Origin of the sequence: Paenibacillus hexagrammi (assembly GCF_021513275.1) — a bacterium.
GTDB classification, from domain to species: Bacteria; Bacillota; Bacilli; order Paenibacillales; family NBRC-103111; genus Paenibacillus_E; species Paenibacillus_E hexagrammi.
The window spans coordinates 3,119,345-3,141,616 of the sequence record NZ_CP090978.1; the positions used below are offsets into that span (position 1 = coordinate 3,119,345).

The 22,272-nt window shown below is 49.9% G+C and carries 18 protein-coding genes; all 18 read right to left on the reverse strand.

Features of this window, described 5'->3' with window-relative positions; translation table 11 throughout:
• Window positions 1-18: 18 nt before the first annotated feature.
• The 18 genes from L0M14_RS13960 to wsfD all read right to left on the reverse strand — a co-directional run bounded on the left by L0M14_RS13960 (window position 19) and on the right by wsfD (window position 22,234).
• Complete coding sequence (locus L0M14_RS13960; RefSeq protein WP_235122631.1) at window positions 19-1,041, reverse strand: ABC transporter substrate-binding protein; 1,023 nt, start codon at window positions 1,039-1,041, stop codon at window positions 19-21.
• 129 nt (window positions 1,042-1,170) lie between these two features.
• Window positions 1,171-2,496 (reverse strand): LLM class flavin-dependent oxidoreductase, encoded by a 1,326-nt coding sequence (locus L0M14_RS13965; protein ID WP_235122632.1) that lies wholly within the window; start codon window positions 2,494-2,496, stop codon window positions 1,171-1,173.
• 68 nt (window positions 2,497-2,564) lie between these two features.
• Entirely contained in the window at window positions 2,565-2,741 is a 177-nt protein-coding gene (locus tag L0M14_RS31030; RefSeq protein WP_260115469.1) for an RraA family protein, read from the reverse strand.
• The gene (locus L0M14_RS13970; protein WP_260115470.1) at window positions 2,732-3,178 is read right to left on the reverse strand and encodes an RraA family protein; all 447 of its coding nucleotides are present in this window, start codon (window positions 3,176-3,178) and stop codon (window positions 2,732-2,734) included. The genes L0M14_RS31030 and L0M14_RS13970 overlap by 10 nt, the downstream gene beginning before the upstream one ends.
• A gap of 3 nt (window positions 3,179-3,181) precedes the next feature.
• Entirely contained in the window at window positions 3,182-5,155 is a 1,974-nt protein-coding gene (locus L0M14_RS13975) for an IucA/IucC family protein (RefSeq protein ID WP_235122633.1), read from the reverse strand.
• Window positions 5,152-6,966, reverse strand: coding sequence for an IucA/IucC family protein (locus tag L0M14_RS13980; protein WP_235122904.1), 1,815 nt, complete (start codon window positions 6,964-6,966; stop codon window positions 5,152-5,154). Before L0M14_RS13980 ends, L0M14_RS13975 begins: the two co-directional genes overlap by 4 nt.
• A 24-nt stretch (window positions 6,967-6,990) precedes the next feature.
• Window positions 6,991-7,593 (reverse strand): MFS transporter, encoded by a 603-nt coding sequence (locus tag L0M14_RS31035; protein WP_350340502.1) that lies wholly within the window; start codon window positions 7,591-7,593, stop codon window positions 6,991-6,993.
• Window positions 7,594-7,619: 26 nt separating this feature from the next.
• The gene (locus tag L0M14_RS31040; protein ID WP_260115472.1) at window positions 7,620-8,228 is read right to left on the reverse strand and encodes an MFS transporter; all 609 of its coding nucleotides are present in this window, start codon (window positions 8,226-8,228) and stop codon (window positions 7,620-7,622) included.
• A complete protein-coding gene (locus tag L0M14_RS13990; RefSeq protein ID WP_235122634.1) occupies window positions 8,225-9,010 on the reverse strand; it encodes an IucA/IucC family C-terminal-domain containing protein in 786 nt (261 codons plus the stop codon). The genes L0M14_RS31040 and L0M14_RS13990 overlap by 4 nt, the downstream gene beginning before the upstream one ends.
• Window positions 9,007-10,875, reverse strand: coding sequence for an IucA/IucC family protein (locus L0M14_RS13995; protein WP_235122635.1), 1,869 nt, complete (start codon window positions 10,873-10,875; stop codon window positions 9,007-9,009). The genes L0M14_RS13990 and L0M14_RS13995 overlap by 4 nt, the downstream gene beginning before the upstream one ends.
• Before the next feature lie 70 nt (window positions 10,876-10,945).
• The gene (locus tag L0M14_RS14000; protein WP_235122636.1) at window positions 10,946-12,331 is read right to left on the reverse strand and encodes an aspartate aminotransferase family protein; all 1,386 of its coding nucleotides are present in this window, start codon (window positions 12,329-12,331) and stop codon (window positions 10,946-10,948) included.
• 157 nt (window positions 12,332-12,488) lie between these two features.
• Window positions 12,489-12,914 (reverse strand): response regulator transcription factor, encoded by a 426-nt coding sequence (locus L0M14_RS14005; protein ID WP_235122637.1) that lies wholly within the window; start codon window positions 12,912-12,914, stop codon window positions 12,489-12,491.
• Window positions 12,915-12,971: 57 nt separating this feature from the next.
• On the reverse strand, window positions 12,972-14,756 hold the full coding sequence (locus L0M14_RS14010) for an AraC family transcriptional regulator (protein ID WP_235122638.1): 1,785 nt from the start codon (window positions 14,754-14,756) through the stop codon (window positions 12,972-12,974).
• A 162-nt stretch (window positions 14,757-14,918) separates the two neighbouring features.
• A complete protein-coding gene (locus tag L0M14_RS14015; RefSeq protein ID WP_235122639.1) occupies window positions 14,919-15,773 on the reverse strand; it encodes a diguanylate cyclase domain-containing protein in 855 nt (284 codons plus the stop codon).
• Window positions 15,770-17,857 carry a cellulose biosynthesis cyclic di-GMP-binding regulatory protein BcsB gene (locus tag L0M14_RS14020; RefSeq protein ID WP_235122640.1) on the reverse strand — a complete coding sequence of 696 codons (2,088 nt, stop codon included), beginning with the start codon at window positions 17,855-17,857 and terminating at the stop codon, window positions 15,770-15,772. Before L0M14_RS14020 ends, L0M14_RS14015 begins: the two co-directional genes overlap by 4 nt.
• 39 nt (window positions 17,858-17,896) lie before the next feature.
• Window positions 17,897-19,147, reverse strand: coding sequence for a glycosyltransferase family 2 protein (locus L0M14_RS14025; RefSeq protein ID WP_235122641.1), 1,251 nt, complete (start codon window positions 19,145-19,147; stop codon window positions 17,897-17,899).
• Window positions 19,144-20,730: a hypothetical protein gene (locus L0M14_RS14030; RefSeq protein WP_235122642.1), complete on the reverse strand. Its 1,587-nt coding sequence runs from the start codon at window positions 20,728-20,730 to the stop codon at window positions 19,144-19,146. The genes L0M14_RS14025 and L0M14_RS14030 overlap by 4 nt, the downstream gene beginning before the upstream one ends.
• Window positions 20,708-22,234 (reverse strand): glycan biosynthesis hexose transferase WsfD, encoded by a 1,527-nt coding sequence (gene wsfD, locus L0M14_RS14035; RefSeq protein ID WP_235122643.1) that lies wholly within the window; start codon window positions 22,232-22,234, stop codon window positions 20,708-20,710. The genes L0M14_RS14030 and wsfD overlap by 23 nt, the downstream gene beginning before the upstream one ends.
• Window positions 22,235-22,272 lie beyond the last annotated feature (38 nt).

The window sequence follows — 22,272 nt, forward strand, 5'->3', positions numbered from 1 at the left end:
CAGCCTCGCGAATCGAACTTATTTGGTCAAACCGTAAAAGCCGTAGAGATCATCGACCATCTCCATGGCCGCGAGCGGGCCCGAGCCGTTATTCCAAACAGCCGTATCCACTTCAAATACTTGTTTGTTCTTGACGGCTTTTAATTGTTTCCAAAGCGGATGCTCGGTCCATGCTTTTCTCAAATCAAGCCGGCCGTCATTTCTCGTTGTGCTGGTTTGGTCAAATATGATATCTGCATCCATTTGCGGAATGTTTTCTTTGGAGGTGAGCTGCACACCCCATTCGGTGCCTCTCTGGCTGGCCGGACGAGCAACGCCCAATTCCTGCAGGACAAGAGCTGAAAATCCGGTATACACGATTCTTGCGTGATCAACGCGGAAATCGACGATCCCCGCTTCCTGCTTCAATTTGTCACCCATCTTGGCCTTGAAGTCGGCTGCTTTGCGATCCCATTCGCTTAAGAACTGCTTTTCTTCTTCCTGCTTGTTCATTGCCTCCGCCGAAACGTGAAGCGTATCCTTCCAAATATGCACTTCTTCCAGCATGACGGTCGGCGCGATGGCGCTGAGTTGATCGTAAATTTTTTCATCACGGGTCTTCGAACCGATAATTAAATCAGGCTGGAGGGCTACCAGCTTCTCCAAGTCCGGCTGATTTTCTGATCCGAGATTGGTAACGCCGTCCATTTGCGCCCGAATGTAGTTGTACCAGGGCTGCTCAATCCAGGCTTCCACCGCACCTACCGGTTTAACATGAAGTGCCAGTGAAGCGTCTGTCGCTCCTTGAAACAAGGTGACGACTCGCTTAGGCGTTCCTTTGATTTCTGTCGTACCCATTGCATGCTTCACGCTTCTAACAAGTTGATTATCCGCAGATACAGGTGCTGATGAAACTGGTGCTGTTGCAGACGCCTCCTTCGCACCAGCCGTTGCCGGTTCCGGTGACGCTCCAGCCTGCTGCTGCGGCTGACAGCCTGCAAGCGTGAGTACGGCGAGTATCACAGCCCCAAGCATCAAGGATAATCGATTGGGCCTTACCATTTGTTGTAACCTCCTCTGTCCACACAAAAATGATTGATATTGATTCTCATTCTTATTATATAGAAGGTGAGCTTCATGACCATGGATAATTGCGACCGATTGACTTGTACATTCCCGACAAGTAACCCCCTATACTCGCAATAACTGGCGGTTCAATCCCAAATGATCCCTAAGCGTGCTGCCGCTATATTCCGTTCGATAGATGCCGCGATTCTGCAGCTCCGGAACGACTTTGCCCACAAAATCATCCAAACCGCACGGCAGCAGAGGGGGCATCAGATTAAAGCCGTCCGCCGCGCGAAGCTTCATCCACCGCTCCATCTCATCAGCGATCTGGACGGCTGTTCCGGCATAGGTGAAGTGCCCCCGGCCTCCAGCAGTGCGGATAATCAACTCGCGGATCGACAGCTTCTCCCGCTGCGCCAAATCCGCATATAGCTGAAAACGCGCCTTCTGACCTTGAATCTCTTCGAGACTAGGAAGATCGGCGAGCGGCACGGGGCCATCGAGCGGGTAAGCAAACATATTCGTTTGCAGCGTATCCGACAAGCACTGCAGCCCGTAATCCGAAACGGCTAGTTCATTCAGTTCCTGCTCCTTGTCCTTGGCTTCCGCCGCCGTATCGCCGACATAAGGAATAAATCCGGGCATAATTTTCAAATCATCTTCTGCTCGTCCATACTTGCCCATGCGCCGCTTCACATCGGAATAAAACGCCATGGCATCCTCTGCAGTATACTGCGCAGTGAAGATAACTTCCGCATACTGGGAGGCAAACTCCTTGCCGCTATCCGAGGAGCCCGCTTGAACCAACACCGGATAGGTTTGAGGTGAACGAGGGATATTGAGGGCGCCTTTTACTGAAAAATAAGCTCCTTCAAACTCTGCGGCGTGAATGTACCGCGAGTCCGCATACATACCCGATTGTTTGTCAATCACAAGCGATTGTTCCCCCCAGCTATTCCAGAGACGCTTAACAACTTCCACGAATTCTTTACCTTTTGCATACCGGTCTTCGTGCTCCAAATGGTGCTCCCTACTGAAATTTCGCGCCGTAGCGTCTCCGGTAGAAGTCACGATATTCCAGCCTGCACGGCCGCCGCTGATGTGATCCAGCGAAGCAAACTTCCGGGCGATATGATAGGGCTCGTTGTAGGTCGTCGAAGCCGTTGCCGTCAGACCGATCCGGTCTGTTACTGCCGCGATCGCGGAAAGCAGTGTGAAAGCTTCAAGCTGGGGAATGACACGGTACTGAATCATTTTGGTTAAACGGTACTTCTCAGCGAGGAAGATGGAATCCATCTTCCCTCTCTCTGCTGTCTGCGCCAGCTTTTGATAGTAGTCAAGACTTGTGGCCTTATGGGGCTGCGCCTGAGGATGCCGCCAAGACGCTTCATGATGTCCCGTGCTTAAAATAAATAAATTAAGATGCAATTGCCGATGCGTGGGATCCATTCCTCTTTCCTGCCTCCTCTCCGTTCTGTCGAGCCGATTGTTTATCGTGTAAAGCAGCCTTCTTATCCTTAACCGAAGTGCGTGTAGCCCAGTTCTTTTCTTTTTGCAGCTTCTCTGTGCTGCTTCTCCAGAGCCTTGAGGCCGATAGCCTCGGCTTGCTTTGGATTCACTACGAATACGCCGTCATCGTCTCCTAAGATCAGATCACCAGGATGAACGCTAACGCCACATACACTTACTGCCATGTTAACTTCCCCTCCAAATTCAAGGAGCGGGTTGTCAAAGCGCTGATTCCTTTAGAGTAAACGGGAAACCCAAGCCCGGTAATGACGCGTACGTCAGCCGCACAGCCGGACACAATCACACCTGCTACTCCCTTGGCAAGAGCGGCGTAAGTCCTGAATTCTCCCCAGCAGGCCCGCTGGTCGTCGCCGGACATATCGATCACGAGTACATCGCCTGGCTCCGCCATCTCCAGAGCATGCCGAATGGCGGTCGAATCCAGGTGCGGAATGCGCACAGTAAGCGCGTTGCCTAGCAATCGAATGGGGCGAAAGAGCGGCTGCAGGCCGTTTAAAAATCCAAAATCCGTGACATGTCCAATCGTCGAGGGACTAATCTCTTGATACAATTCAAGCAGCTCGGGCGTGACGCCCTGAACACGCGGATCCATGCGAAACATCGGTTACCCTCCTATCGAAGCATGCGTTTGTTCGACCTTCTGCTTCTCTTTCATCGTCTTCAGCACATGCAGCGGATTCGGCACCTCACCTTGCCCGAACGGCATGCTGCCAGGCACCCGAAGATGCTGCTTGATCAGCGGTCGGACGACCTGCTTCCACGGCCACATCGCTTGTTCGAATAAAGACGATCTCAATACCCGCTCCACCTCTTGAGGAAGCTCTGCTTGTACGATTGCCTGCTCAAGACATGACTCCAATTCCGTCCACAGCACCTCTTCCGGAATACCGTAATGCTTGGCTACACAGGTCAACACCGCACATCCGTTCACTTGAATGCCAAGCATTTGGAAAAAAGCGAGCAGTTTCTCCGGATGGTCATGATATAGCGAATTGGGATAACCGGGACGCAGTCGGTACGCCGGATCTTCCAAACCGTTCGCGTTCAACCACGGCACATACAGCCGGACGGCATCGTGATCGCGAAGCAGCAGCCCTTCGATTTTTCCTCTCCTCCACACCAAGACGCAATTCTGCCCATGAATTTCAGGCATGATCCCAAGCTTGAATAACCGGAAGATCAGCTCAAAATAAGGAATAAATACTTCTCGAAACAGCAGCCGGATATTCGCTTCGCTGTATTCAGCGCCAAGGAAAGCCAGCCATTCGTCAAACACATGCCCCTGCCTGTCGGCACTGGCGACAGCTAGAGTAGACATAGGAAACAGCCGCACATCCTCATCCTCGATGAGTGCTGCCGGATATTGACGAACCATTACCGATACATGACGCGGATAATCAGCAAATAAATCCCGGTCTTCCGGCAGATACGCCCACCAGAACGTCTCATCGCACAAGAAGAGCTGTTCCCTCAGCCTCTCGTCAAGTGCCGTCGCATTTCGCAGAAGCCGTTCCGCGCACTGACCGTTCATAAGCTTGATCGCCGACAAATACCGAAGGCCGCCTAATGAATACATACCCAACGGCAGCTTCACGTGACAGGTACCTCCGCTTTCCGGCATTAAGGATCTCACTGAAGATGTCGCGTAGTATTCGCCGAGTTCAACCTGTAAGGGCACACAAATGCCGGACTCCATTTCTTGCTGCAGCTTTTCCGGCAGTACTTCCTGCATCTGCCAAGGATGTACGGGGATGGGCACATAAGCTTCCGCATCTAATCCTCTACGAACCATTACTTCCGCCAACCGGCATCTCTGCTCCTCACTTAGCAATAGCTTCTCTGGTGTAACGTATAGACAGTCGTCCGATTGTTCTTGTCCACTGGCCAAATACTCGCGCTTAACAGCCATCCAGCTCAGCTTGATGGGATTGGCGAATTCAGCCGTATACTGTCTGCACTCCTCATACCCCCAGCCCTGCTTCACTTTGGATACAGGATGAAACGGACGATCTCGGAACGCAGCCTTCCGTTCTGCAGCAAGCAGGGAAGACATGCTGCCTAAGAGTGACAGAACCGGTGTTTCAGGTCGAGCGTTCTCCAACGACCAAGCCGTATGCTGTACGGTCTGATCAAGCATATCCATGAACCGTGTCAGGCTCTCCTGATCTATTGTGATAGGATCATGGGCATATAAAGCCGCTATGAGCTTCATAAACTCTAGCGGTCCGAGCTGTGTATGCATCACTTGGCTGCCTTCGCCGATCCAAGCTTTAACGGCACCATTATCTCCTGTCAGCCGGTAGGGATGATTCAGGGCGGGCTTGACGAGAAAGCCTGCTGCGATTTCGCTGGTTGATTCCACAAAGATAACGACGCTAACGTGATCATCCAACTCGCCAAGCTCATCTGCAATCGCAGCCAATCGCATATCGTCATGTGACCTTCTGCGCCATTCCTCGGAAGACAGCAGCTTTACAGACGGGTGGTCTTCAAGCAGCTTCTCCGCCAGCATGGCGTTGATTAGATCCTCCAGCACCATTTGTTGTGAGACGCTGATTGACTCTTCTTCGTATGTCATGCTTTCCCTCCTCGCACTCTGCGGTAATGATACAGCGGATTCGGTACCGCTTTCGGTTCAACGTCAGCGTCCTTCCATAATCTTCTGCGAGTCAGCTGTTCGATCCGAATCGTTTCCGAGAACAAATCGTACCGTTCGAAGTTGATGGCATGTTGGGGATGCTCACCCTGATAACGCTCGATCACCTCAGACGTCATTTGCCAAAAGACTCGTTCCTCCACTCCGTATCGTTCGTTGAAGAACAATGCCAAGTCGCCGAGACAAACAAAGAAAAACGCGCTATGAACAAAATCTCTGACCGAGGACAGATCCTCCGTCTGCATATAAGAATGGCGGTTCATAGCGCGATGATGTGCTGGCTCCGCATGTAGCGCAGGACATGCGTCAGGCTCAGTTAAATGGCTTTTGGAAAACCGCAAACCGTCGTGAAAATCCTTTAATGCAAGACGCATTGGCTTTCCCTCGCGATGAATCAACACCATATTCTGGGCGTGCGATTCCATGGCGAGCCCATGCGCATAGAGCATATGAATGATCGGTGTTACCGTCACGTTCAGAAGCTCGCGGGTCCAAGCCTCTACACCATACTTCTGCAGCCAGGGATCAATTAGCGGCTGATCCGCTTCAATATAAGTCAGCGCATTCAGCGGTATCGCACTCTCTCCCGGCTGCAGATGCTTATCCACGCTTTGACGCCAAATCACGCCGATACTACTGTAGGCTTTACTGCGCGTAAGCAGGGGCAGCTTCTCGTAATCGAAGGTGATCCCCGCAAATTCCGTCAGGAATACAACTCCAAGCCGCCGAGCGGTCTCATCATTGCGGGTAACTGCCAGCAGCCAGTCGGATACAAGAGGCGCGTTCAGCACGGTGTGCCTGGCCAATACCCGCTTCGTGGATGTATTCGTGATGTGGAGTGCCATTTTGATCGTAGCTTTCTTCGTCACAGAATCGTTGCTCCAGCTTCGGATTGATTGTTGTGCGCGGTAAACGTCCGGGCCGCTTCCAAGCAGCACGATAACGCAATCGGCAATTTGCCGATAACAGACCGGCATGATCATGTGCTCCCACTGCCATGGATGAACAGGCATAAACAGATAATCATCTGCTTGCAGTCCCCGCTGCTGGAGAACGTTCTTGAAATGCTCTTCGGTTTCGCTCCCCAGCTCTTCCTCCAGAAGTTCCCTGTAGGTAACGCTACTCAGCAGCGCGATCTCGCTGTGGGACGAAGCGATTGCCAGCCAGACGGGTTTCAGTCCTTGCCGGAACTCCGGTCCGTACAGCGCATTTTCCTGCAACGAGAAGCCAATGCGTGATTTATAACAAGGATGATACGGATGCCCGTCCAAACGGCTTTCTATCTCCTGATATGAACTCTGAACATCTACACAGGGCGAAGCGGCTTTGCTCATTTGGGCTTGAACATCATGGAGTAAGGTGTGTTCGAGCTCTTCGAGCAGCATAGAAAGCTTCTCCCCCTGCTGAACCTGACCAAGTACCTCTTCTACGAACAGATCAAGCCTGGCTGAAGATTCTTCCTCTCCCGATCTGCGAATGATCGACTCCCGAACTATGCGGAACCGATCGAATGTCCATTTGCGCGTACATGTAAGCCGGTACTCCACAGGCTCACCTGCTGCAGAAATCCCCTGCAAAGCAAGATTTCTTGATGTACCTGCCTCCTTGGGTAGTCCGCCAACTGGAACCGCAATCCCTTCGTAGAGCACGGCTTCCACCAATTGGCCGAGAACACGCCGCTCCACCTTGCCCATGTACTCGAATGCGGCATATGATACGATCTCACTCTTCATTACCTGCACCTTCTTTCATCTCCTTTATCCCTCACGTTCTCCGGCCATAGCCACAGGCTCCCGGTCGCGCTCGATGACAGGGAATACGTGCCATCGCATCCACAAGCTGCACATCAGAAGTAATATCGCCGAGACGATAAATATCATCGGCAGCCCGAATCCGGTTGCGATGGCTCCCATGCCGAGGGACCCGGCCAGACCTCCCAACAGCACAGCGGAATTCATATAACTGAATGTACGGCTCTCCATCCCTGCAGGAGCGTATTTCCTTATCAGTACGTTCATGGACGGCATCATCCCGCCAATACAAGCTCCCGTGCAGCAGCGAAGCACGATCAGCTGCCAGAGGTGCTGGACGAACGCCTGCGGAATCATCGAGACTACAGCACCTATCACGGCATATACAAATACCCGGTGAGAGCCCAGCTTATCCCCCAACCTGCCTAGATATGGGGCCGTCATCATATTTGCAACTCCCATTGACGCGGTAGTAACGCCCGCTAATACGGCAAGGTTAGCCTGGCTTACTGATAGCTGCTGCACATAAAGCGGAATTAAAGGCAGAGTGCCGATCATGGCGGCTCTTAACAAAGCTGCCGATACAAATAAAGACGGTATGGGCTTCATGCTGAGAATTGTTTTAACATCTTGAATCAAATCTGTTCGAGCGTTCGAGCTCTCCTTTTTTCGAATCGTTCTTTGACGCCGAAGATCACGATGAAGGATGCAAGCCCTATACAAATGCCGGTACAAAAGAACACCGTGCGGAGGCCAAAACGGTCCGCTAGCAGACCGCCTAACAATGGGCCGCAGATGGTGCCGGCGACCGCTCCGGAATGGAGCAAACCCAGTGCGTACCCCGTTCTTTCCTTTGGGGTATTCGTAGCGGTTAACGCTACGGCGGCAGGGCCGAAACCGGACATCATTCCATTGATGAATCGCAGAAGCAGCAGTTGAAGCGGGCTCCCCACGATGCCCATGAGCGTAATGGTGACCGCCATGCCCAGTCCGGAACGCACCAGCATCAGCTTGCGGCCGTGACTGTCGGCGAGCCTTCCCCACACAGGTGAGAGCAGAAACGCCGAGAGCAGATTGGCTCCATAGATCATTCCCGACCAAAGGAGCACCTGCGAAGGGTCCTCAAGCCCCAGTTGCTGCAGATACAGCGGCAAAAAAGGCGTGATACAGCTTGTGGAGGCCATGGCCAAGAATTGGCCGGCATACAAGATGTGCAGGTTCCGCTTCCACGGTTCCAAAGTCACGTCCCCCTCCTCTGCCGTTTCAACTTGGGACATGCTTGGCAGTATTCGTTCACAGCCGATACTTGGAAATAAAAGCAGCACGTTGTTCGGGTGCGGTACTTAGATGAATGGTCACCTTCTCCCGTGAATCTATAGAATCTGGCAAACGGATTGTACGATTCGCCAAACAGCTCTGCAGGCGCATGAGTGACTATATATTGAAAGTCATCCGCGGCCCTCTTCCTTCCCTCGCAATCCAATGCCGCATGAATTTTGTGCTCATACAGAGAATACAGGCGGACTGCCGCATTTTCCCATAAGATAGAGATCGGTGTTTGAGAAGCCTCGGCTAGCGTGCGCCATAGAACGGAAATTTGGTCTGCAAAGAGCCGTTTCAGCACTTGATCCCTATTCCTTTCTCTCTGATCTTCAGGTAAGCTGCTTACCTGAGACTTAGTCACATGCAAACCCGCTAGCCAGTGCCCCTTGCCGTCTTTGGACGGTACCAGGAAGGTATCCTCCAAGGCTGTATGCCACTCCTTGTTGTACACCGACATGGAATAAAGACTTGGAACTACCGACAAAAATGCATACCGTTTGGCAAACATCGAAGCTGTATGGATGCTTGAAGGGTATGACAGCTCTCGGGTCAGTGACGCTACATACTCGGAACAGCTTGAAGCTGTAAGCAAATGGGATACCGGCAGCCATTGTGCTTTGGTCGGAAGGGATCCTTCCGTCACACCAAATTGTTCGGTCAAATTGTCCCATTCCTGATGATCAAACTTGGAAGGCACGCTCATGATCTGACCTTCATCGGATTTGGTATTTGTACGAACAAAGGGGTCTCTCCTCTCGACATCAAACAGCTTGTAAGGTTCGCTTTTGCCGGCAAATATTCGCTAAAGAGCAAATCCTCCACAGCATGCCGCATTCTAGCAGCAGCATCTTGCTCTTGCTCTTGCTCTTGCTCTTGCTCTTGCTCTTGCTCTTGCTCTTGCTCTTGCTCTTGCTCCTGCTCCTGCTCCTGCATTTGCTCCTGCTCCTGCATTTGCTCCTGCAGCAGTTGCTGTACAATGCCCCAGTACTTCTCTTCCCGGTCGCTACTGTAAGAAGCGATCGTGTGAATCAACGAACCCAGGTGATTGACGAAGTAGTAGTATTTCGTTCTCATCCAAGCCTCGGATGCTTCATACAGCACCGGGCTATTGTCCTCTAATATGCTGCCAATCCAACCAAACTCAGCGGCTTTGCTGCGGTCTATGCTCACTCCCTCCAGATCGCGCACGTAACAGCATGCCGGCCACCCCTCCTTCAGAGTGACAAGGGAGTTTTGCAAGTGAGCTTCAAAGCTAATTCCATATTCGGCCCAAAAGCGCAGCAGAGGGAGCATTGAAATCCGTAGATAACGTTCGAGCCAACAGCTCAGATCAGGAATCTCCGCACTAGCTTGCTCACGGATCACTTGAATCAGCTTAGGCTCGCACTTATCTGGTAAAGTCTCCAACAGGGATGCCAAAACAAATGTACGCTCAGCGTCCAGAGCCATCGGGCGATAATTAACGGTAAAACTGGAAGCCATCAGAGCAAGCTCGGATTCTTGACGCGGCCCAGTGAAGCCCGTTTCCGATAAAATCCGAAAATGATCGGATGTGAGCAATGGGTTCAGCCGTTGGAGCAATCTCGCTGCATCCATCGTTCGACTGGCCTGCTCGTGAGTGTTTTCCCGAAGCAGATTGGTGATTCGAACGTGCAAAGGCAGCTTATAGCCATATTGTGAATCTGGATCCCACACTGTTCTTATCGAAGAAGTGGGATATACAACAGGGCCATAAGAACCCAGCTCGATGATGATTGACTTGCTGATCCACTGACGGACAGGGAGCTGATTCAACACATATTGAGCTTGCCATGGGTGCAGCGGCACAAGCGCATAATCCGTACATCGGTCACCTAGCTTTTGCCGAAGAGCTTCTTCCGCATCCGGTACTCTAGGAGGCGCTTCACCTTCAAGCCACTCCTCGTGCAGCTCCCGTTTACTGACTGCAACATAATACAGCTGAAAGGTCGCTCCCCTCTCCGGAATGTAAGCAGCAAGCTCTGCATCATCGAATCCCTCCGTGCTTTTGGGATAAGGATGGAACGGATGTCCGAAGAACAAGCTTTGTTCAGAGCTTATAAAGTCCAGCGAACACTTTCGGCTTGATTCCTCCAGGCATAAATAGTGCTCCATATGCAGGCTCATCTTGCGAAAGCTGTTGCTGATTCGGGATTGAATCAGCTCTGCGTGTTCTTCCCGTAAATCCGGAGCATCTTGAGAGCTTACTTCTTGGATCAATAGTGCCATCAGCTCGTGCAGCTTCAGTTGCCGATGTTCTCCACCTTCTCGCAGTATATACAGCTCAGGTCCGTACCGATGTTGGCCCATTGCTGAGAAGTAAACGATTTCGCCCAAGATGATAACCCCAGCTGTGGGCAGCTTCAAATGAAATACGTTCTTCCTTACATCTCCTGTACGCCCCTCTTCGTGGTAAGCAGCGTTCGATTCTCGAGGATCGACTACTCCCATTTCCCTGCAATAGCAATTGAGCAAAGCCCGAATTGACGCGCTTTCAGCAAGCTCCATACTCTGTGCAGAAGCATCGGTGCTCGTTCGCAGCAGAAGCATCTCTCTCTCCTCCCCTTCCTATGCCAAAGCCTCACTTTGGCCCGTTTATCGATCAAGTCAAGCTATTGTCTTAACGACAGTCTCCCAAAACTCCGCTTTGCTGCGCCGCGCATGCCGCGCGCACAGCTTCTCCGAAAATTGTTGCGATATCGTCCAGCTGTTGTTCCGTGACAATGAGAGGTGGCAGAAACCTCATGACGGAGGAGTGCCTGCCGCCAATCTCCAGGATCAGTCCTCGCTGCAGACATTCCTGCTGGATGCGGCTGGCCATAAGCGGATATGCAGGATAGTGCCCGAGCACATCCTTGCCGCCTTCGGGATTCACCACTTCAACTCCAACCATCAGACCGCGCCCCCTAACATCACCTATGCAGGTAACCTCGTTCTTCAGCATCTGCAAACGATCTTGTAGACGCTGGCCAAGCTGCTCGGCTGCGGACGGGATGTCCTGCTCTTTGATATAGGTAAGCGTAGCTTGTCCCGCCGCCATGGCCATCTGGTTGCCTCTGAAGGTGCCGATGTGAGCGCCCGGCTTCCAAACGTCATACTTCTCGTGATAAATAATAACCGACAGCGGAAGGCTTCCTCCGATTGCTTTGGACAAAACAAGCACATCAGGGATAATACCTGCATGTTCAAAAGCGAACATCTTGCCGGTACGGCCAATCCCCGTCTGCACTTCATCAATAATCAGCGGGATATCCCGTTCCTGCGTAATGCGCCGCATCTCACGAATCCATTCCACAGGCGCCGGAATGGAGCCCCCTTCCCCTTGGACGACTTCGAATATCATCCCGCAGGGTGCCACGATGCCGCTCTCAGGATCGCTCAGCAAAGTATCGATGTAGATGCTGCTTAATCGATGCGTGCTCTCTCCACCAACACCGAATGGGCAGCGGTAAGCATAGGGGTAAGGCAGAAAGTGGACGTCAGGTATTAGCCCGTGCACTTTCTCCTTATATCCTAGCGTCCCGCTAAGGCTCATAGTCGCATGTGTGGAGCCATGATATCCGCCCTGGAATGACAGCATACTGCGGTTGCCTGTCGCTGTTTTTACAAGCTTGACGGCAGCCTCAACAGCATCACCTCCCGTGGGGCCGCAGAATTGGATACGAGCGTGACGGGCAAAATCCGCAGGCAGACTATCAAATAATTCATCTATGAATTGCTCTTTGACAGGTGTCATCAGATCCAGTGTATGCAGCGGATGTTTGCTATCCAGCATCTTTTTGATGGCACCAATAACAACCTGATGATTATGCCCGAGCGCCAACGTTCCCGCACCTGCAAGGCAGTCATAATAGACCTTGCCGTCCATATCTTTTACATAAATTCCCTCCGCTTCTTGAATGGCAATCGTAAGACGCCTTGGATAGGATCTAGCATTGGATTCCCGTTTTGCCTGACTTGCTAGATACTTTGCATTTTGGGATTGCTCAGTTATGGCAGCATTCATTCTGATATCACGCTCCTTTTCATTCCTTCGCTTCAGTCGAGTTGATAAAGATTCTCATTATCATCGGATCTGCATCTAGAATAACAACGATTAGGAGCGGCGTACATTCTCCGATCGAATGATTTGCATGATCCGATCGGAGCAAGCGTGCCTCACATCACACCACCTGGTAGAGCAGCTCCTTTAGCAAAAAGATAAAATCTGCGCCGGACCGCTCGATTTGCAGCGTCTTTTTCATATTCTGAATGTGTTTTTTGACCGTATTGACACTGACATAAAGTTCTTCCGCTATTCGTTTCATCGAATAATGATTGCAGAGCATTTCAGCAATTTGCAGCTGTCGTTCGCTTAATCCGAGCGGTTTTTCCTCTTGGTTCCCTGCCGCTGCTTCTAGATTCTCAGCTCCAATCATAGACCTCCTACGGCTGGGTCCCTCGTATTCGATGGTTACCTTGACAGCATCCTGAATGTTCATCCGCAGCACGTGCGCAACGACAATCTCATGCAAGTCTGCAATCATCGCTTTGTCTCTTTCACCCTCTGCTTGGGAATCGATCGTCAGTCTCACTTTCGTCATCGACATCTTTTCTCACCATCCGGTTCTTCATCTCCGACAGGTTCATGTTAAAAGCAGGTTGGTCTACAACAACGCCTCTGCCACTTCATCTACCAACTGATTCATCGCAATAGGCCCGTAATATCCAATCCACTTGGTCGTACTTACCGTATACACCTGATTGGTTTTTACAGCCCGCAAGCTCTGCCAGATTACAGATTGTTGAAGTTCTCCAGCATAGACCCGGTTGGAATCATCCTTCAATACAAAGAGGTAATCCGGATTTACTTTTGACATATTCTCGAGTGTAATGAACGTGCTGGTTCTCGATGTTTCATGAGCAGGTGTGGGCGCGGCAATGCCGAGATCCCGATACAAGATTTCTGCCGTGCGGTGTACCGTAGTATGCAATCGAATCGAATAGCCCCGCGGACGAATGAGCGCAACGGACTTTCCTTGCATGCTGGTGGAGAGCGCATCCCTCAATTTGTGAATCTTATGCTGGTAGTGCTGGATAATCGACGTGACCTTATGCTGCCTGCCAACTAGGTTAGCTAATGTGAGCAGAGTAGACCGCCAATCCTCATTTCTATCCAGCATCACCGTAGGCGCGATAACGGACAATTGTTCATAATATCGCTCCTGAAATTGTGTGCATACGATCAGGTCAGGGGCCAGCTCGGCAATGGCCTGTATATCGGGACTTTCTTTCGTCCCCAAGTTCATGACACCGCGTAACCGCTGCTCCAGGTAATCAGGGAATCGGACAACATCACTAGTGGCGCTAACGCTGCCTGCTGGTTTCAGCCCCAGTGAAAGCAGATGGTCCGTGTACTGGATATCCAATAGAGCTATTTTGTTTGGCACACAAGTTAGGCACACCTGACCTTGAAGAGGATCGAGATGGATCGAATCTAGCTGAACATTCCGATTAGAGGCATTTGAATCAACAACATGTTCACTATACAAATGGAAGAATTCAGCATCAATGGGCGAATGGGTCAACCATGATGGATTTTGACGACATGCTTCCAATTGTCGGGCCCGTTCTCTGAACCTACTCGGTGAAAGTCCAATGTACTTTTTGAACAAACGGCTGAAATAGTAGCTATCCGAATAACCTACCGCGTCAGCAATTTGCCCCAAAGGAATATTGGTATGCTGCAAGAACTCCTTGGCTCTATCAAGCCTCACCTGAATCAAATATTCCATGGGGCTCATGCTGAGCTGGGCTTTGAATATCCGCTGTAATTGTCTAACATTGCAATCCAAATTCTCCGCAAGATCATCTATCGTGATCGATTCGGAGTAATTCTGCTCTAGATACCGAACAGCCTGATCTTCAAGGCTTGGGGCAGCCGCTTCACCGCCCATTTCCTGCAGCTGAAGCAGCAGTTCATACAAGAATTGGTGGAACAACGTTTTGATATGAAATCCGGCCAATGCATCCTTGGACATCCAAATGCGGTGCATCTGATCCACTTTCCTGTACAGCGGCAATGTGGCTGGCGGACAAACGGTAAATTGAAGGTGAAAAGGATCGCCGGATGCTTCCGTTGGACCCAGATCTGTCGAATACGCTTGCTTCAAATCAGCATGATAGGAAAGCATCATGTATTCGAGTGCTTGATCGACTTCCGAAATGGACAATAGAGTATTTTTTCCGGCATGGCACACGCTGGCTTTATCGATTCTATGTTCCTTTCGGTCCAGATACAGCTTTCCGCTTCCCCGCAGGATAATGAGAAATGTGCTGTCAGACAGCCTCTGCTCCCTCAGATGCTCGCCTGCCTGTACGATAACGCGGCTAACATGAGCAACGTGAACGGCAGCATGCTGCCACAATAGGGCATAGGTATGAAGCAACAACTTAAATCCCTCCTTTACTTGCTGTTCGCAGATTTTCCAACTTCAGGATATACACCTATTATAGTGATAATGATTATCAATATCAATTTTGAAATTTGAACACAACAAAAAGACCGCACGTGAACCTTACACCATTCACAAGCAGTCTCTGCGGCTGTCCGTTTAAACGTCAAATTCGAGCTGTTTTTTTGCCGAAGCAATAAACTCTAACGGTGAGGATATTTCCTCGTGATGATATTCTACTGCACCGATCTTGAGAATGAGCTCAACGCGATATTTCTCCGCAAACTCCGTTCGGTTCCTCTCATCAATTCTGGAACGCAGGCGTTCGATCACAATGTTGGCTCCGGGCCGGTCCGTAAATAACAGCATCCCCCACATTGGGTTATCTTTGTTCAAGAGGTACAAGGAATCGTTCGTCCGGATACTGGTCTGGCCCATCTTGGACAAATCCTGTACGGCCTCCATGAGCTGCTCTTCCCCGATCATCCGCTTGATCTCGTCCCAATATTTGACACTAAGCACCATCAGCGTTAATGGGATGTGATATCGAACCGATAACGCCATAAAGACGGTCGCATCATTTTGAAAGGACAATGTATTCTTTAAACTCGTCTTGGCATCAACGGTCGCCAGAGACTCATTGGCTTTCTTCAGCTGCTCATTCTCCTGCTGCAATTGGCGGTTACCTAGAGTAAGCATCCAGGTTGAAACTGTAAACATCGGTGTCATGATCAGCCAAAAATAATTCTGCGTGTTGATTACGCCCCCCACCACAACCGTATGGTAAAGTGTGTAGGTGCCGTAACCGAAGATAAACAAGATGTTCAAAATCAAACCTGTCGTAACGGTTGTAAAATAAGTGACGACCGCAATCAGAAACGCCGCGTTAAGGAAAATAATATTTTGAATATACAAATCGGGGTTTCCTGCGGTGAACACAATGCTAATAAAACAACACAGGATGAGCAGCAGGAAGGCGCCATCCGAAATCATACTGTTTCGAAAGCGATTCATCGGCGATTCCCCCGCATCCTTCTATATTTGCGAACCATGAGCAGCAGCGAGAACAGAATAAGCACTGCCACAAGCACCGCGGCTGCCATGAATCCAAGGACATCCACGCGCTGCACAATATCGCTAAGCACGGTAGACGGCTCAGCTGTCGCAATTTGCTTAAAGCGAAATGCTTGGACATGGCCGTCCTTATCCGTGACCGCGCCATCTCCGAACACCTGCCATAGTGTGCCCTCTGATCCAATCAGCTTTGAAGCCAAATATGTATATTCCGAAGCGCTGCCCGTCACAGCCAGCATGCCGTAGCCATTCTCATAAGGAGAATTGATGAGCTGAAGAGTACCGATTCTGGTCCCGTAGCCCGATTCAATGCTCATTTTTTCATTCGATACAAAGCCTCGGCCATTCTCATCATATTGGAAGTACAGCTTGTCGTTATTGTCACGTATGGCCTGGTTGCTCTGGTAGCTGCCTATGGCGATGATCTGCCGTCCCTTCAGCAGCTTGGCGTCTACGCTGTCCGTATAATAAAGGACCTCCCCTGTGTTCGTTTGCGCGTAGCGGCCCAGCAGGTTAAACACATTGGTCAGGGTCTGGAACAGATACGCATCATGCTCCTTCGGCAGTATGACAGCGACCTGATTAAAGCTGCCGTCCCGCAAAAACGGATACGGATAATTGTTAAACAGCAGGTCCGCACGGTCTTTGGTATTGAGCTGCAGCATGGAATCCTTCTCCACAAAGGCCCAAGGCATCTGTTCCTGGTTCTCGATACATCCCCCGTTCTTCAGTTCGAGGTCAAACGCCAGCTTCACCGTAAAGTTGCCGCTGATATTCAGTGTCTTGGGGATGATAAGATCCATATGATCGCCATCTGCCAGCTCGGTGGAAAGCTTCTTGCTGCCAATAGGCGTATCATTGACCAAAACGGTGACTAAGGATCGGTCAAAATCGAGATTTCTTGCATATCGGAACTTAACACTCAGCTTGGTTGCATCCGCGATAGAACGATTGCCCGGAAGCGCGATAAAATAAGATTTTTCCCGGTGACGATCGCCGACGAGTTTGTCACCCGTTTCGGTCAAACTCACATTGCGGCTTACTTCAGCCGGAGGCGTGTCCACCTCTGTTGAGCTGTCTACCTGCTTGGAGGCAGAATCGATCTGGCTCAGCAAAGACTGATTCGCTGCCAGACGAGCGGCTTTTATGAGCATTCCCGGATCGACTGATGTGATCAGCAAGATAGGCTGATCCGATTCAGTGACTAGCTGAATGATCGCTTGATTATTCACATCAGCGCTCGCGACCTGCGATTTCAGTTCAGCCGGCAGATTCTCGTACAGTGATACCATTACAACAGCCTGTTTGCCCTGTAGCTTACCGGTATCGTAAGCAATCAGGGGAATCGGTTTATCCGAAACCGGATTGGCTCTAGCGAATCCAGCCAATACATATGTAGCCGCTTCTAACTCTTCAGGACTGCTTCCCTCAGGCACGGCAATCACACTCAGACCTTCCTTGACGGTATCAAGACCGATAAACCGCGTGTTGAAATCCCGAATACGAAGCTGAATCGGATGTTGGGTATAATTGACGTTTACGCGGGAGCTTTTCGCAATTTGCAGCCAATTATCCCGTGTATCGATGGGTACGCAGGCCATGATGGCTGCAGGGCTGGTCGTTTCCAGATGCCCTTGTATGGTCAACGTGTTGACACCTTGGATGAGAAGCTCCACAGGCACATTCACGGTGATCTGCTGCTGACCCGCAGCTTCACTGGTCGGACGGAACGAATAAAACGGTGTTCCGTTCATTTGCAGTGTGATACTAGAACGGTCATTTTGTGTTAATTGGGATATTGTATAGTCCAGATGAACATCCACACTGGCTACATCCCAATACGATTCCACTTGAAAATATTGCTGTGTATACGTCATGCCTCCGGATAAGGAGGTATCGCTGAAGTTCGTTTGATATTGACGCTGGCTTGCTGTCAGGCCGTCTTCTGCGAACACCGGACTCAGCTGCAGGAACAGCAGGAGCAAGCTGAGCGCTGCGATCCAAATCGTTCGTATTCTCATCATAATCACTCCTACAACTTACTCGGGCGGATATTATTTGCGTTAGAATCTCTCCGTTTTGTACCATTTCGCTTCTCTCTTATAGATGAGATCCTTGATATAGGCATACATGCCGTACGCGGCGACAACCATCCACATTTGGCAGTAAGACACATACATAAGCAGAATGATCCAAAGATTAGACAGCCGCATTTCCCCTTTTTCCGTAACAAGTGTAATGAAGGTTCCTACTACAAATAACGTAATAGCCAGCACCCATAAGAAGGAGCTAAAACCCGCAATCGTAGTTGTGACATAGCCCAGTGCATGCAAAATCAGGAGCAAATCCGACATGACCAGAGATGTCAGCAGCAGAAAGTAAATCGACAAAAAATACAAGATATCGAAGCGTATATTGCGGGCCGATCGCTCGAAGAGGAGCGGGATATTTTTGACAATGACGTAGATATTTCCCTTCGCCCACCGCGTTCGCTGCTTGAACCATACCTTGACGGTCTGGGGCTCTTGCTCCCAGGTAACGGCTTTAGGCTGAAACTTGATCCGGTAGCCCATCATATAAATGCGGAAGCTGATCTCTGTATCTTCGGCTATCGCTTTCACATCCCAGCCACCGATCCGTTCAACAATCTCGCGCCTCATAATAAAGTTGGTGCCTGGGATCGTGCAAAGCTTAAACAGCTTCCATCGTCCTGCTTGCGCCATCCATTGAAAGGACAAGGTTTCTACATTAATGAATCGAGTTAATAGATTGGCGTCCCTGTTCCGTGTCCGGAATTTTCCGATAACAGCACCGAGTGTTGGATCATTTGTAATTTCCGAAACTAAGTAAAGCAGCGCTTTTTTCTCAGGTGTGTTGTCTGCATCGTAGATGGCTATGAGCTCGCCTTTGGCTTGCTGAAAACCCAGATTTAGCGCATTCGACTTGCCTTTCCCCCCGGTTACAGCATCCGTATTGATGATCGTGAGCTGTCTCCCTGGGTATTTGTTCTGCAATCCTGCTAGCAGCACACGGCTGTTATCAGAAGAATTGTCATTTATGACGATAATTTCATAGCTCTCATGCGGGTATTCCAGCGCGAGCAAGGCTTCAACCGTCTGGGTAATGACCTTGCCCTCGTTATGGGCCGGCACCATGATGGTCACAAATGGCGGCTCGCCTTGCAAAGGAGGCACCGGCTTATTCTCGATTTGCATATAGTACAGGTAACCCGCGACAATTAATACGACATTGACCAGCAGGAGAGTCCAGATGCAAATGACAGAAACAAGCATAAGAATATCTGCGACGGTCATAACTCTCTCCTATAATTCGTATATTTTCGTTTATACAGGCGGTAACCGATGATTAGAAATGCGACAAAAATAAGAAGCGTTGACAAGATTAACACGATGAAAATGTTATTTTGCACAGAAAACAGCGTTGTTAAACTTTTCTTTCCTTCATCCACGTATACATGCTCCGCACTCACGTCCTGCATCGCATCATTCATTTGGATAGACTGGCCGTTCACACTCAAATGTCCGCTTTTCGATTCCATCTTGTTCGTATCAGTCTGTACGCGGTGTGTCTCATTCTTGTAGTCCGAATAAGCAGTCCAGTCCGATTGCAGCTTGTCCATGAGTACTTGCAAGCCCTTCTTATCCGTTGGGAAAGCATACACTACAGCTGTATTCATCGGCAGCGGATTTCTAATCTGCTGATCCTTGGTGTATAGCTCCAAATCCGCTTCCCCGATCGTGTAGATCGATGTTGCAAAAGCTCTTGAGGTATTTGATGGATTTCGAGCTAAAACCCGCTCATTCGGGAACACGATACCGGAATCAAAAAAAGTCAAGCCATCCGCAGCATAATGCTGATCGAAAGTCCAATATAGCTCTGTACCAATCCCCAATGGCACGACTCCATAACCAGCCAGAGCGTCCAGGAAAGCACTCATCTCCGATTTCAGCACCGTCATGTCCTGAGTAATTGTTGAAGCTACGACCGGAGCATTCACGACGATGCTTCCGTTGCGGGATTGCACATGCTTCAGAGTCTCCAGGTAGCGGGTCATGGACGGATAATCGAGATGACTTAGCACAGGCTGCACACTCACAATAAAAGGAATGCCGGCATCATAGAGCTTGTCCGCCATATCACTCAGCATATCCAAATCAGAGAATGGATAAATATCATGAAACACGACATACTGGTGCGTGGCCGATGTTATCCCCAGCCAATCCTTCAGCACATAGGAGATTCCCAGCTCGCTTACGTTACCTTTGACCATGTAGGGAATATAAGCGACATTTCCGTTCATGATGCCAAACGGCACAGACCTTCCTAGCGCTTCAGAAGTAACGCTGCCGTACGATGTGCCGGAGTAATTGGTAATGTAAGACATATTCTGAACAGGAACCGAGCTTTGCGAAAGCTGCCCGATTGTCAGATTGATCGTATCATTTACTGTTTGATCTTCCTCTAGCTGCAATTGCTGCCTGGAGGCTTCGGGTAGATGAGCGCCGATATGCATATAGGCTCCATGATACGCAGCGAAGTCTTCCTCATACTGCTCAGGCAGCATGGTCAAATCCGCCGCGTTACGTACAGCTATCACTTTCTTGTACTTAGCAAGGGTTCCCGCTTCATAACTGTCAAACGATGTAACCGTAACTTGAGCTCCAAATGCTGCAAGTACCCGCTCCAGCGCCTCTATATTTCCTTCTTCCGGTGTTCCGACCCCCATGCTGTCATACATCAGCAAAATGGCTGAGTCTTGGGTGCTTACAGGATCCTCATCCGCGGCCCAGACCTTGGAAAGCGGGGTGCCAAGGCATAAGCATAGACACAGAACCATACCTACGATCCAGCATTTACGTGTCCAGTGTTGGCGCAAAGCCTCCACCTCCTAACCGTTTCGCCTTTGTTTCCGTTTCTTCATCCTTTTCATTACTCCACAATCTGCGTCCAAGCAGGTCGCCAACGATTGCGAATGAAACCATATCGAACGTGATATTAAATAAAAACTCATGCTTGGCGATGTCAGCGTCCCCTGCTCCAATGATGGAAACGATGATTCCGGAAACCCCCATGCCCATCATCATGAGCAATAATGGTAATCTCGTGGTCTTCCGGTAGAGTCTCGTCCTGAATGCGGTGACGAAGGATGGCGAATATAACCCGACCGTTACCAGCACCCAAAGTATGACAAAACCAAATGTCTTAGGTGCTAGCTTATCCTTCAATAGACTGTAACCCGAGAAGAAATAAGTTTGCGCTCCAAAAGGCTTTCCCGTCTGCTGTTCATAATTCCCCATTGCTTTGGGCCTGATCGTAAAACCGTCCTGCGCGGCGATATTCAGCATCTTCGCGGCTTGATCAGGGTGTGCCGCATAATAAACGAGTATAGAACCGAAGCCGTATTTATCGTAAAAATTGTCCTGCAGCTGCTTCGAGTTCACATCTACAGTAGAGTAAGGATCGTAGTAGAGGCTGTCGTTCAGGATTGCGTACTGTTTGTCGATTCCGAATGATTCCAGGGCCTTCTCCGGGTCCGGAGAATTCATCAGCACACCTCGGGTCATCGCATGATACTTATTAATATTGACGAATTCTTTGGGAATGAGCACATACGTGCCGATTCCGGCCGCCAGCATGGTGGTTAGGGCGATCACGGTTATCGTTTGATACCACTTGGTATTGCGAATGAACCAGAAGCCAATTCCAAACACAGCCGCGATGATGCCTACCGGTGCGTTTTGCTGTTTACTCGTTGTTAAGATCACACTGCTCGTTACAAATAGTGCTAGCATGACATAATCGTTGTAACGTTTACGGTATAGCAGCAGCCCCGCCGAGAACATGAACATGCTCATGATCAACACGACACTCTCGCTGTAAAAGGAATTAAAATAAGCGGTGTACCCTGTGTCGCCAAATATAAAAACCGCAATTCCTGCAAGCACATACCCTCTTTTTCTGGAAGTCTTCCATGTGACAGCTTCAACAATCAGATAGACGGCTGCCGTATATAAGACCATATAAATCGCAGCCTGATAACGGATATCGAAGGTTTGCGAGTCATGAAATAAGTGATTTAAGAATAATGCCGCTTTAATGAACATCGATTGCGAGGAGAATAACGTCGCCCCGTTCTCGTTATAATACTGATAAATGCCATAATCTTTAACAAAGTACCCGAGGTACTTGCTGGTATAATCCGGATCGTTAAAATAAATTCCGTTGCTGTACAGAATTCGGAAATAGTCACCGTTATCCGCCATTCCGATAAACGGAGATGTAAACAAAGCGATGATCGTAATGAGCAGCACTCCGATAGCAGCTGCGGCAGCAGGCGTCATCGTTCCCATGACCCTCCGTACCGCACGGATATTGAGCATAATCGAGCCCCCTTATGGATAACTAATACGTATAAGCG

Bases quoted from the DNA above. Each gene is read 5' to 3' on its own strand.
- L0M14_RS13980 (WP_235122904.1), bottom strand. From the start codon at position 6,966: ATGAAGAGTGAGATCGTATCATATGCCGCATTCGAGTACATGGGCAAG.
- L0M14_RS14000 (WP_235122636.1), bottom strand. From the start codon at position 12,331: ATGAATGCTGCCATAACTGAGCAATCCCAAAATGCAAAGTATCTAGCA.
- L0M14_RS31035 (WP_350340502.1), bottom strand. From the start codon at position 7,593: ATGAAGCCCATACCGTCTTTATTTGTATCGGCAGCTTTGTTAAGAGCC.
- L0M14_RS13990 (WP_235122634.1), bottom strand. From the start codon at position 9,010: ATGAGCGTGCCTTCCAAGTTTGATCATCAGGAATGGGACAATTTGACC.
- L0M14_RS14025 (WP_235122641.1), bottom strand. From the start codon at position 19,147: ATGACCGTCGCAGATATTCTTATGCTTGTTTCTGTCATTTGCATCTGG.
- L0M14_RS13995 (WP_235122635.1), bottom strand. From the start codon at position 10,875: ATGCTTCTGCTGCGAACGAGCACCGATGCTTCTGCACAGAGTATGGAG.
- L0M14_RS13975 (WP_235122633.1), bottom strand. From the start codon at position 5,155: ATGACATACGAAGAAGAGTCAATCAGCGTCTCACAACAAATGGTGCTG.
- L0M14_RS14020 (WP_235122640.1), bottom strand. From the start codon at position 17,857: ATGATGAGAATACGAACGATTTGGATCGCAGCGCTCAGCTTGCTCCTG.
- L0M14_RS31030 (WP_260115469.1), bottom strand. From the start codon at position 2,741: ATGGCAGTAAGTGTATGTGGCGTTAGCGTTCATCCTGGTGATCTGATC.
- L0M14_RS13970 (WP_260115470.1), bottom strand. From the start codon at position 3,178: ATGTTTCGCATGGATCCGCGTGTTCAGGGCGTCACGCCCGAGCTGCTT.
- L0M14_RS13960 (WP_235122631.1), bottom strand. From the start codon at position 1,041: ATGGTAAGGCCCAATCGATTATCCTTGATGCTTGGGGCTGTGATACTC.
- L0M14_RS14015 (WP_235122639.1), bottom strand. From the start codon at position 15,773: ATGAATCGCTTTCGAAACAGTATGATTTCGGATGGCGCCTTCCTGCTG.
- L0M14_RS13965 (WP_235122632.1), bottom strand. From the start codon at position 2,496: ATGGATCCCACGCATCGGCAATTGCATCTTAATTTATTTATTTTAAGC.
- wsfD (WP_235122643.1), bottom strand. From the start codon at position 22,234: ATGCTCAATATCCGTGCGGTACGGAGGGTCATGGGAACGATGACGCCT.
- L0M14_RS14005 (WP_235122637.1), bottom strand. From the start codon at position 12,914: ATGTCGATGACGAAAGTGAGACTGACGATCGATTCCCAAGCAGAGGGT.